Below are 11,179 nucleotides of genomic sequence, written 5' to 3'. Positions count from 1 at the left end.
CCCGACATTGCGAAGGGCCTCCCCCGTGACCGCACCGAGCGCCCCCGCTCCCGGACCACGCCCGGACGAGCGCCAGTTCCTTCAGGCCCTGACGAGCGATCCCGAGCAGCGGGTGATCGTGTCGGTCATCTCCCGGCTCGCCTCGTGGCGGCGGGCCGACCGGGCCCGGCCCTGGGCCCGTCGGTGGGGGATCCCGGTGTTCTGCTTCGCGGTCGGCAGCGACGCCTACACCAATCCCCACAACGTGAGCGACCCCCAGCTGCCGATCATCCTCGCCTTCTGCATCCCGCTGCTGTGGCGGGAACGACGCCCCATGCTGGTCTTCGCCCTCACCACGGCCGTTTCCATTGTGTCTCTTCCTCTGGGCGTGCTGACCGGCGCCGAGTTCGCCAGGGTGGTCGCCCTCTTCAATGTCGGCCGTCACTGCACGCCGCGCCAGCTGGCCGTCGCCACCGGCGTCACCCTCGTGCAACTCGTCGCATGGGCCTACTTCTTCTGGCGCGGCCAACAGCTGGAGTACGTCACGCGTCCGGAGCCCGTGACATTGATGGTGATGGTCGCCGTAGTGGCGTTCGCGGCACTGGGTCTGCTCCTGCGGCTGGCCTACGCCTACATCGACGCCCTGAAGAAGCAACGCGACCAGCAGGCCCGTCTCGCCACCGCGCAGGAACGCGCCCGCGTCTCCCGCGAGATGCACGACATCCTCGGCCACACCCTCGCCGTCATCGTCAGCCTCGCCGACGGCGCCGCGGCCCTCGCCGAGACCAAGCCCGAACGCGGCGCCCAGACCCTCCGCATCATCGGCGCCAGCGGCCGCGACGCCCTGGCCGAACTGCGCCGCCTGCTCGCCGTCATCGGCGACGACAACGACCGGCCGCACGATGCCCCGCTCGCCCCGCAGCCCGGCCTCGCCGACCTCGACGCCCTGCTCGACCGGGTCCGCGCCGCCGGCCCCGCCGTAGCCCTGCACGCGCACGGCGACCTCACCAGCCTGGCCCCAGGACTCCAGTTGTCCGCCTACCGCATCATCCAGGAGGCCCTGACCAACACCGTCAAGTACGCCGCCTCCGACACCTCGGTCCACGTCTCCATCGCAGCCGACCCCGGAACCGTACGCATCACCGTGGAGGACACCGGGCCGGCGCGCACCCATGCACACCGTGGCGGGACGGGCAGTGGCCGGGGCCTGGTCGGTATGCGTGAGCGCGCCACCCTGTACCGGGGCGAGGTCACCGCCGGCCGCAACCCGCACGGCGGCTGGACCGTCCATGCCCTCCTCATCCCCAACGCGCCTGCCAACTCCTTGCAGAAACGCCCCGTTTGACACTGTCTTCATGGCCGAACGCCAAGCCCTGCCCCGGCTTGGCGTTTCGGCCTGCCGCCCGGTCAGGACCGGCGCGAGCGCCACGCCACGACGCCGACCCGGCCGGCCTTGACGCACCTCCACCCCGAGTCGGCGTGCCTTCCTACCGCGGTACTACTCGGCACTGCCGCAATCGGTCCCGCGGTGCCGACGACAAGCGCGTTTCCCCGCCTAGTTTGACAACAGGTTCGCAAATGCCCTCGTCCCCGCCGTGATCCGGGCAAGCCTTCCACCTCCCCAGCCGGTCCTGCCGGTCCCGTTCCGGGCACCGCCGCCCATCGCCCGCAGTCACCTGCGCCGCGGTGCCCACCCAGCAGTTGGTCATCTGTGACGACGACAGGAGAAACCCATGGGAGCGTATGCACGCACAGGTCTGGCCGGGATCGTGAGCTGCGGTGTTCTGCTCACCGCCGTTCTCATCGGACGGCCGGACGGCGACCACGGAAGTTCCGCCGGGGCCGAGCGACCGCAGCCGGGGCCCTACGTCGCTCTCGGCGACTCCTACACCTCCGGCCCGAAGATCCCCCGACAGTCCGGAACCCCGGCCGGATGCGACCGCTCCGACCACAACTATCCCGCGGTCGTGGCACACCAACTCGGCGTCAAGGCTGCCGACTTCCGTGACGTCAGCTGTAGCGGCGCCACCATCACCGACCTCACCGCGCCGCAGAAGACGTCCAACGGCACCAACGCCGCCCAGCTTTCGGCCCTCTCGACGCGAACGCGGCTGGTCACCCTCGGCATCGGCGGCAACGACATCGGGTTCGGCTCGACGGTCACGAAGTGCGTCACGATGGGAGCGGTGTACCGCGCGACCGGCGGCGGCCGCCTCTTCTCCGACACGGCGCCCTGCAAGAAGCAGTACGTCGCCGGCGACACCGACGAAGTGGCACAGAAGATCCAGGCGACCGGCCGACAGCTTTCCGCTGCGCTGGCCGAGATCGAACGGCGTGCGCCGAAGGCCCGCGTCTACGTCGTCGGCTATCCGGCGATCCTGCCCGCCGAAGCCAAAGGCTGCGGCAGGGAGTTGCCCCTCGCACCCGGTGACGCGACCTACCTGCACGACAAGGAGAAGCAGCTCAACACCATGCTGCGCGGGCAGGCTGAAGCCGCCGGAGCGACGTACGTCGACACCTACTCCCCGTCCGTCGGCCACGACGCCTGCTCCGCGGAGAAAACCCGCTGGATAGAACCCCTCCAGCCCAGCAGCCCGGCCGCCGCCGTCCACCCGAACGCGCACGGCGAGAAAGGCATGGCCGACGCCGTACTCCGTGCGATCGGCACCTGAACGCCCGTAGGAGACAGGAACTTCCAGCCTCCGAAGACCGGCCTGTTCGACCTGCCCCGTCCCACCGCGCTCGTCGCCGGCATCGCCCCCACAGGAAGAACCCGGCAACATGCCCACCGTTCTCATCGTCAACGAACAGAAGCTGCAACGCCTCGGCTACCGCCTCCTGCTGGACTCCGAGCCAGACCTGAGGCCGGTCGGCGAGGCGGCCTGCGGTGCCGAAGCGGTCCGCATGACCACCGCGCTCCGCCCGGACGTCGTCCTCATGCACATCCTCGAACCCACCACGGACTCGATCGACACCGTGCGCCGCATCGCGCGCGACAGCCGGCTCCACTCTCACGTTCTGGTGCTCGCCCCTGTCGAACTCGACGAATACGCCTGGGCCGCACTTCGGGCAGGCGCTGACGCACTGCTTCCGGAAAACACCGCCCCGCACGAGCTCACCGCCGCCATCCGCGCGGTCGCGGCCGGCGGCGCCGTCATCCCGCCGAACCTCACCCGTCGGCTCATCGACATCGTCCGACGACGGTCACCCGCCTCCACGCCCCCTCCAGCACAGCGACTCGGCACACTCACCCAACGTGAACGACAGGTGCTTGGCGCCCTGGCCTCCGGCTGGAGCACCACCGAGATCGCCGAACACCTGTCCATCGCCCCGACCACCGTCAAGTCCTACGCCTGCCGGATCCGCGCCAAGATCGGCGCCCACAGTCGCGTCCAGGCCGTTGCCTTCGCCTACGAGTCGGGCCTGATCGCACCGCACACCACTCGCTCGGCGCTCCCCCCGCCCGACCGCGCTCGCACCGACCCCGCAACCCAGACCGTGGACCGCCAGGCCCTGTCGCAGCCGTGAGGAGGACGAACTCTCGTACCCCAGTACTAGTCGGCGCCGCGACATTCCCTCCCGCGGTGCCGTGGCATCGGTCGAATCCGCTCCTAGTTTGTAGCCCGGGACCGGTCAGGCCCGTCCAGGCAATGACGTCTTTCCCGGCGGGAGCAACTGCGTGGCCATCGTTCTGCACCGACTCGAGCCGGTCGGCGTTTCACCCACCACCACTGGTGACATCCGGCTCCGGCGGCGCGGGCAGGGGCGCGGGCGGTGACCAGGCGAGAACGGCCGCGGACCCCGAACCGTTGTCAGCCGTACGATCGCAAAAGAGCGGTCGGCCCCGGTCGGCGTTCTCTCCCAGTCGCCGCCCGTCCGTCCATTCCCCCGGGACCGGCGAGCGGCTCGCCTGCACCGCGAAGGGCACAGACCTTGACCCCCACGACCCCACAGGATTCCCGGCCCGGTCGACACCTCCCCGAGCGGCCCGGGCTGCCCGAGGCACTGACGACCGACGATGAGCAGCGTGTGATCGTGTCCATCATCGCTCGGCTGTCTTCCTGGGCGTGGGCGGACCGGACCCATCCCTGGGTCCGGCGGTGGGGCGTCCCGCTGTTCTGCGCCTCCCTGGGCATGCCGTCCGTCCTCGCCTCCGCCGGCGGATCCGGAGTCGCCGAGGAGCTGGCCCTCACCGTCGCCCTGACCGCGCCGCTGCTGTGGCGGGAGCGCAGGCCCATGCTGGTCTTCGCGGTCACCTCTGCCACCGCTGTGCTGACGGCCTACACAGGGGCCCTTCACGGTGCCAACGCCAGCGGCGACGTCGCACGCCTCGTGGCCCTGTTCAACGTGGGCCGCTTCGCCGCCCCCGGCCAACTGCTCATCGCCCTGGCCGTCTCCCTGGCGCAGCTCGTCGCCTGGGCCGCCGGGCTGTGGGGCGACACTCAGACGGAGTACGCCACCCGCCCGGAACCTCTCATCCTGCTGGGGATGGTGACGGTGACGGCCATCGCCGGCCTCGGCCTCGCCGCCCGCCTGGTGAACGTCGTCATCGCCGCCCTGCAGAAGGAGAAGGACCAGCAGGCCCGCCTCGCTGTCGCCCAGGAACGCGCCCGCGTCTCGAAGGAGATGCACGACATCCTGGGGCACACTCTCGCCGTCATCGTCGGCCTCGCCGACGGCGCCGCCGGCCTGACCGAGGCAAAGCCCCAGCGCGGTGCCGAGATCCTACGGATCATCGCTGACAGCGGCCGCGGCGCCCTCGCCGAACTGCGTCGACTCCTCGCCGTCATCGGCGACGACAACGACCGGCCGCACGAGGCCCCGCTCGCTCCGCAACCCGGCGTCGCCGACCTCGGCCCGCTGATCGAACGCGTCCGCGCCGCCGGTCCCAGCGTCACCCTCAGCACCGACGGCGACCCCAGCGCGCTGGCCCCCGGCCTCCAGCTCGCCGTCTATCGCATCATCCAGGAAGCTCTCACCAACACCCTCAAGTACGCCGCCGCCGACACCTCCAGCAGCGTCCGGGTGACCGTGGGGGCCGGCACGGTCCACGTCGACGTCGAGGACACCGGCCCTCTCCGCGCACCCCGCTCCCGAAGGCAGAGCACCGGAAACGGCCGCGGCCTGATCGGCATGCGCGAACGAGCGGCCATCTACCAGGGCCAGGTAACCGCCGGACCCAACCGTGAAGGCGGCTGGAGCGTCCACGCCCGTCTCCTGATCACCCCGCCCTCCCCCTAGCTCTCCGCTCCTCTCCCCATGAGCAGGGAGGTAGCCCCATCCTCGACCAGAACGGAACCCCCGCACATGACCACCGTGCTCATCGTCGACGACCAGGCCCTGCAACGCCTCGGCTTCAGCATGCTCCTGGAACAGCACCCCGACCTCACTCTCATCGGTGAAGCCACCCACGGCGCCGAAGCCGTCCGCAAGGCCGCCGAGTTGAAGCCCGATGTCGTCCTCATGGACGTCCGCATGCCCGGCATGGACGGCATCGAGGCCACCAGACGCATCATCAAGTCCGGCGGCCGCTCCCGCATCCTGGTCCTGACCACCTTCGACCTCGACGAATACGCCTACGACGCCCTGCGCGCCGGAGCGTCCGGGTTCCTGCTCAAAGACGCCATGCCCGACGAACTCGTGGCGGGCATCCGCGCGGTGGCCGCCGGAGACGCCGTCATCTCGCCCGGGCTGACCCGCAAGCTCATCGACGCGTTCGGCAGCCGTCTGCCGGGCCACACGCCCGAACAGCAACGGCAGCTGGCCCGCCTCACCAACCGCGAACGCGAAGTACTCACCGCTATCGCCACCGGCTGGAGCAACACCGAGATCGCCGACCGCCTCTCCCTCGCCGAGTCCACCGTCAAGTCACACGTGAGCAGCATCCTCACCAAGATCGGGGTCCGGGACCGGGTCCAGGCCGTGATCTTCGCCTACGACGCCGGCCTCGTCAGGCCTGCCTGAACATGGCCGGAGGACTTCGTGGCGGGCTCGGACGCCGGTTCCTGGGTCGGAGGAGACGGGCGGCGCCTTCTTCGCCACAGCAGCGAGCCACCGATCGCCAGCAGAGCGACCAGGGCGAGGGCAGGGCCGCCCAGCGTGAGAACGCGCTGGAGAGAGGTCGCGGCGGCGTATCCGACACCCGCTTCCGCGGCGGCCCACACACAAGCGGCGACGACGCTGTACGGAGCGATACGCCGGTAGGGCAGGCGGGTGGCGCCCGCGGAGTGCGGGGCGAGGGTGCGCACCACCGGCAGGAAGCGGGCCACGAAGACCGCTCGGCCACCGTGGCGCGTCATCAGCGTCTCGGCCCGGCCCCACGCGGCATCCGGAACGCGACGGCCCATCTGGCCGCCGCGCAGCCGGTCACCGAGGTACCTGCCGGTGCGGTGGGCGAGGAAGTCACCCGCCACCACGGCGCCGGCTGCGGCTGCGACGACGAGGAGAAGGTTGACCTGACCCGTGCGGGCCAGGGCGCCGGCGGTCAGGAGCAGGGTCAGCGTTGGGACGAAAGCACCGATCAGAAGGACCGACTCGGCCAGGACAGCGGCGGCCACCACCGTGTACGCCGCGGCCGGCGAGAGGTGGCCGAGGATGTCGGAGAGCGCGTTCACCGACTCGCCCCGTGCGACCGCGGCTCGACCAGGTCCGCGGAGACGAGGGGTCGCTGCAGATGCCAGACGTAGGCGGGGGGAAGGTTGGCCCAGACCGTCCAGCGGCCCGTGGCGTAGGTGCGCTGGTAGGTGGCCATGATCTCGTCCACAGCGGCGTGGCGGCGGGCTTCCGCTCGCGATGCCGTCAGGGCACGGGCCCTGCGGGTGCCGAGGTAGGCGAAGTAGGTCAGCGTGCCGCCGGGGTGGAGGAGTTCCATGTAGCGGGCCATGATGCGCTCGACCTGCGCGGGCGTGAAGTTGGTCAGGGGCAGCCCGGAGACGATGACGTCGTACCGCTGGTCGGTGTCGAGCTGCTCGACGTAGGTCTGATGCACGTTCACCTGCGCAGAGGTGGCTGTCAGGTGCGGGTGCGTGGTGACGAGACCGCGCAGTCTCTCGGCGAAACGCGGGTTGGCCTCGACGATGTCCAGGTGGCTGCCCCGGGACAGCTGGGGTATCAGGGCCCGGGTGACCGGGCCGGTGCCGGCGCCGGCTTCCAGGACTGCCAGCGGGTGGGGCGCCTGGGCCCGTACGGGTTCGGTGAGCACATGGGCCAGGGCCTTGCCGCTGGGGGCTACGGCACCCGTGGTGCGCAGATCACGGGCGGCTTCGATCAGGAACATCAAGCCTTCGGCGTTGCGCTGCGCCAGGACACGGTCGTGGGAGGTGGTCCGGTCGTTCATGGAATCGACGCTAGAATCCCGCTCCCGACATGGGATCCGTCGTTCGGCGACGCTGTCCCCCTACGAAAGTAGGGGGTGGACAGCATCGATCGTCAGATGGAACTGCGCACCGGTCTGCCTAGGATGACCCAGGTGAGCAGCAGAGAAAGCCGCAGATGGGCGGCCTCCGGGCGTGCGTCGCTCGTGGTGTTGTGCGTGCTGGCCGCCGTGCTCAACGACGTGGCGGTCCAGGGGCGCTACCTGGCCGCCGTCATAGCCACAGCGCTGGTGTGCGGAGCGGCCCTGCTCGTGCCCCGGCTGCGATGGCCCGCTGCACCGTTGCTGGTCACCGTGGCCACGGCATGGTGGGGATCGTTGCTGTTGCCCATGCTGGCAGTCGCCCTGTACGACCTGGCGGTGGACCGCCGGGCGCGGATGGCGGTGGGCTGTGGTGTCGCCGCGCTGGGCGCCAACCTGTTCAGCTACCGGGCCACCTCCCTGTGGACGGGCCAGTCCTACGCGTCCACGGTGGTCCTGCCGGTTCTGGCCGTGCTCGTCGGGCTGTGGCTGGGCAGTCGGCGCCGCCTGCTCCTGGCGCTGGCAGCCGACGTCGAGCACCTGAGCGTCGAGGCGCAGCTGCGCGAGGAGGCGGCCCGCATCGCGGAACGGGCACGTATCGCCGCCGAGATGCACGACGTACTGGCCCACCGCCTGAGCCTGATCGCCCTGCACACCGGTGTCCTGGCCACCAAGAGCGACACACTGCCCGCACCGGTCGCCGAACGCCTCGGACTGCTGCGCACGACGTCCGTCGAGGCACTCACAGATCTGCGCGACGTTCTCGGTGTGTTGCGCGACCCCGACGCCACGCCAACCAGCGCCGCCCTCACGCCGATGATGAGGGAAGTAGGCGAACTGGCCGACGAGGCCCGCGCCGCCGGCCAGCACATCGAACTGACCACCGACGGCCTTCCCGAGCAGGCTCCCACCACCCACCGTCTGGCCGTGTACCGCATCGTCCAGGAAGCGCTGACCAATGCCCGCAAGCACGCCGACGGTGCTCCGGTGACCGTACGCATCGACTACGGGCCGCCCGCCACCCTCGTCGAGGTCACCAACCCCCCTGGCACTCCCCGCACGGACACCGTCGGCAGCGGCTACGGACTCATCGGCCTGCGCGAACGCGTCACCGCCCTCGGCGGACACCTCAACTCCGGACCGGCCGGCGCGGGCGCCTGGCGGCTGGCCGCACGCATCCCCCACCCCGCCGGCATCGAACAGAACGGCACCCGCACATGATCCGCACCATGATCGTCGATGACGACGCCCTGGTCCGCCTCGGCCTGGCCGACCTCCTGGACGGCGACCCCGGCATCGAGGTCGTCGCCCAGGCCCCCGACGGCCTGAAGGCCATCGAACTGGCCACCGCCCACCGCATCGACGTCGCCCTCGTCGACGTACGCATGCCCCGCATGGACGGCATCACCGCCACCGCTCGCCTGCGAGCCCTCCCCCACCCGCCGAAGGTGATCATCCTGACCACCTTCGACCTCGACGAGTACGTCTACAACGCCCTCGCCGCCGGAGCCGACGGCTTCCTGCTCAAGGACACCGACCCCGCCGAAATACTGCGCGCCGTCCACCTGGTGGCCTCCGGCTCGGCCATGCTCCACCCCACCGCGGCCCGCCGCCTCATCGACCGCTACCACGCGGCCAACCAGCCCGAAGCAACCGCCGCCAAAGCCCGGCTGGACCGGCTCACACCCCGCGAACGCGACGTACTCACCCTGCTCGCCCACGGCGACACCAACGCCGACATCGCCACCCGCCTCGCCATGCGCGAGAGCACCGTCAAGGCACATGTCAGCCGTGTCCTGACCACGCTGGAAGTCACCAACCGCGTCCAGGCCGCCCTGCTGGCCCGCGACGCGGGACTCACAGGCTGACGAGCGGACTCCGGGATCGCGGAAGGCGAGGTCCGACAGCCTCGACGCGGGTGCCGAGGCTGTCGATCCGCCCCTACTCCTCGCAGCCCCGAGTGCCTGCTGTTCCACCATCTGCCACGCCGACCCCCGACTTTCGTAGGGGGGTGCCATCACACAACGGCCGATCCAACAGCAGGCATACGTTCCTAGCGTCGGCATCGTGAACATTCGCATCTCGTCGTCAGCCGCAATACCGTGCCGCCCCGTTTGCCGCGCGCCCACACCTGGCGAGGAAGCCCACGCGGGTGGGTGTCCACCCGCCGCACGAAGAGGACCTGGGCACCGGCCGTCAGTCGGCCTGCCGCTGAACGAGCGTCCCTGATCCGCAAAGGGCTCCCTCGTCACCAAGGAACCTAAGGATGCACCTTGCCCCTCGTCACCACCGTCACCGAGCACGAGCTCGACGACACACTCAATGCCTCGCCGGTTCCGGTAGTGCTGTACGTCTACGCCGACTGGTGCGGGCCCTGCAAGACCCTGGGGCCGATCGTGGAGGACATCTCCGCCGAACTCGGCGACAGGTTGCGCGTACTGAAGATCGACTACGACCAGGCCGAGCAGGCCCGGAGGAAGTACGCCATCGACGCCGTCCCGACGCTTCTTGTGACAGTCGGCGGTGCGCCGGTCGCGAGGATCCTCGGCGGCATGGAGAAGGACGAACTGCTCGCCCAGCTCCGCCCGCTGCTCGGTATGCCCTCGGCCGGCGAGGACACACCGGCGAGTCCTCGGGAAACCGGGGTCGCCGACCCGACACCTGAGGGCTGGAAGGCCCGCGGCCCCCGCCTGCTCACCTTCCCCGACACCTTGCCGGGGAGAATCGGCGTGTTTCCGAGCTGGACCCCCGACCCGAAACTGGTTGGCCCCGCACACGGCACCATCGAGGTGCCCGCCGATCGGATCGTGTGGCTCCTCCTCAACCAGACCGGGGCAGATCCCATGGACCTGCGGTTCCTGCGGCAGCTCCCGGCCCACGGCATAGACCGGCTGACGATCCGGGCCTCGGCCGTCACAGGGTCCGGGCTGGCCGATGTCGCACACCTGACCGATCTGAGCAGACTCACCGTTCAGGTGAAGCATCTGTCCCAACCCGCGTCGTACTCCGGCCAGTTGGCAGATCTCCGGCAGGTCGACGAGCTCAGGCTGGACATGCCGGAAGCCAACGACAGGATGATCACCGACGTGGCGGGCCTGCCCCGGCTACGCGAGCTGTACCTCTGCTCGGAGGCTGTCACCGACGCCGGCGTTGCCCAACTCGCCCGCGCCAGGGTCCTGCGCAGCCTGTACCTGGACGCGCACCTGGCCACCGATGCGGCGCTGGCCGAGCTTGCCGACGCGAACCTTCCCGAACTCACCGATCTCGGAATTTGCCTGCCCGATACGACGGACGCCGGCCTCACCCACCTGGCCACGCTCACCCGGCTCCGGTCGCTGACCGTCACCGCGCCGAAGGTCACCTCCGCGGGCCTGCGACTCCTGGCACGGATGCAGCACCTGACCTCTCTCCACCTGTACAACACGCCCGTCGACGACGGCCTTCTGGATGCCCTTGGGGCGCTCTCCGGCCTCACCTCCCTGAGCATCGTGCACCACACCGAGGAGGTCGCCTCTCAGGTCAGCGATGTCGCCTGGCTACGGCTCCGCAGCGCGGCGCCGGCCATCACGATCAACGGTGTCTGGCTGGCACCGCAGGCAGTGCAGCACATCCTGGACACCGCCGTCTGACCTGTCCCGATTGTTGTCAGGTGCTGCCGCCGGCGGCAGAAGAACGAATCGCGAGTGCATTCCGCCCAACCAGGTCACCGGAAGGTGTGAACATGACGACTTCCCCTGCCCCGATCCTTGGCACAGTCGGACCGGGCGAAGCCCCCATGGCCGACGTAGTGCCCATCAGAAGCCGCGC

10 protein-coding genes are annotated in these 11,179 nt (G+C 70.2%); 8 read left to right on the top strand and 2 right to left on the bottom strand.

Features of this window, described 5'->3' with window-relative positions; genetic code table 11:
• Positions 1–25 precede the first annotated feature (25 nt).
• The 5 genes from OG734_RS44775 (at position 26) to OG734_RS44755 (ending at position 5,943) form a co-directional block, all read left to right on the top strand.
• Positions 26–1,324 (top strand): sensor histidine kinase, encoded by a 1,299-nt coding sequence (locus tag OG734_RS44775; protein WP_330293120.1) that lies wholly within the window; start codon positions 26–28, stop codon positions 1,322–1,324.
• A 388-nt stretch (positions 1,325–1,712) separates the two neighbouring features.
• A complete protein-coding gene (locus tag OG734_RS44770) occupies positions 1,713–2,651 on the top strand; it encodes an SGNH/GDSL hydrolase family protein (protein WP_330293119.1) in 939 nt (312 codons plus the stop codon).
• 109 nt (positions 2,652–2,760) lie between these two features.
• Entirely contained in the window at positions 2,761–3,507 is a 747-nt protein-coding gene (locus OG734_RS44765) for a response regulator transcription factor (protein WP_330293118.1), read from the top strand.
• A 507-nt stretch (positions 3,508–4,014) separates the two neighbouring features.
• Positions 4,015–5,220 carry a sensor histidine kinase gene (locus OG734_RS44760; protein ID WP_330293117.1) on the top strand — a complete coding sequence of 402 codons (1,206 nt, stop codon included), beginning with the start codon at positions 4,015–4,017 and terminating at the stop codon, positions 5,218–5,220.
• Positions 5,221–5,286: 66 nt separating this feature from the next.
• The gene (locus tag OG734_RS44755) at positions 5,287–5,943 is read left to right on the top strand and encodes a response regulator transcription factor (RefSeq protein ID WP_330293116.1); all 657 of its coding nucleotides are present in this window, start codon (positions 5,287–5,289) and stop codon (positions 5,941–5,943) included.
• Here OG734_RS44755 and OG734_RS44750 read toward each other — a convergent pair.
• Both OG734_RS44750 and OG734_RS44745 read right to left on the bottom strand, forming a co-directional pair.
• Entirely contained in the window at positions 5,913–6,593 is a 681-nt protein-coding gene (locus OG734_RS44750) for a DedA family protein (protein ID WP_330293115.1), read from the bottom strand. The genes OG734_RS44755 and OG734_RS44750 overlap by 31 nt on opposite strands.
• Positions 6,590–7,315, bottom strand: coding sequence for a class I SAM-dependent methyltransferase (locus OG734_RS44745; RefSeq protein WP_330293114.1), 726 nt, complete (start codon positions 7,313–7,315; stop codon positions 6,590–6,592). The genes OG734_RS44750 and OG734_RS44745 overlap by 4 nt, the downstream gene beginning before the upstream one ends.
• 123 nt (positions 7,316–7,438) lie before the next feature.
• Between OG734_RS44745 and OG734_RS44740 the strand changes: the two genes are divergently transcribed.
• The 3 genes from OG734_RS44740 (at position 7,439) to OG734_RS44730 (ending at position 11,001) form a co-directional block, all read left to right on the top strand.
• Complete coding sequence (locus OG734_RS44740; RefSeq protein ID WP_443065130.1) at positions 7,439–8,593, top strand: sensor histidine kinase; 1,155 nt, start codon at positions 7,439–7,441, stop codon at positions 8,591–8,593.
• On the top strand, positions 8,590–9,240 hold the full coding sequence (locus OG734_RS44735; RefSeq protein ID WP_330293112.1) for a response regulator transcription factor: 651 nt from the start codon (positions 8,590–8,592) through the stop codon (positions 9,238–9,240). Before OG734_RS44740 ends, OG734_RS44735 begins: the two co-directional genes overlap by 4 nt.
• Positions 9,241–9,645: 405 nt before the next feature.
• A complete protein-coding gene (locus OG734_RS44730) occupies positions 9,646–11,001 on the top strand; it encodes a thioredoxin family protein (protein ID WP_330293111.1) in 1,356 nt (451 codons plus the stop codon).
• Positions 11,002–11,179 lie beyond the last annotated feature (178 nt).

The organism is Streptomyces sp. NBC_00576 (assembly GCF_036345175.1).
Taxonomy (GTDB): domain Bacteria; phylum Actinomycetota; class Actinomycetes; order Streptomycetales; family Streptomycetaceae; genus Streptomyces.
This window is presented reverse-complemented; position numbering and strand designations above follow the sequence as displayed.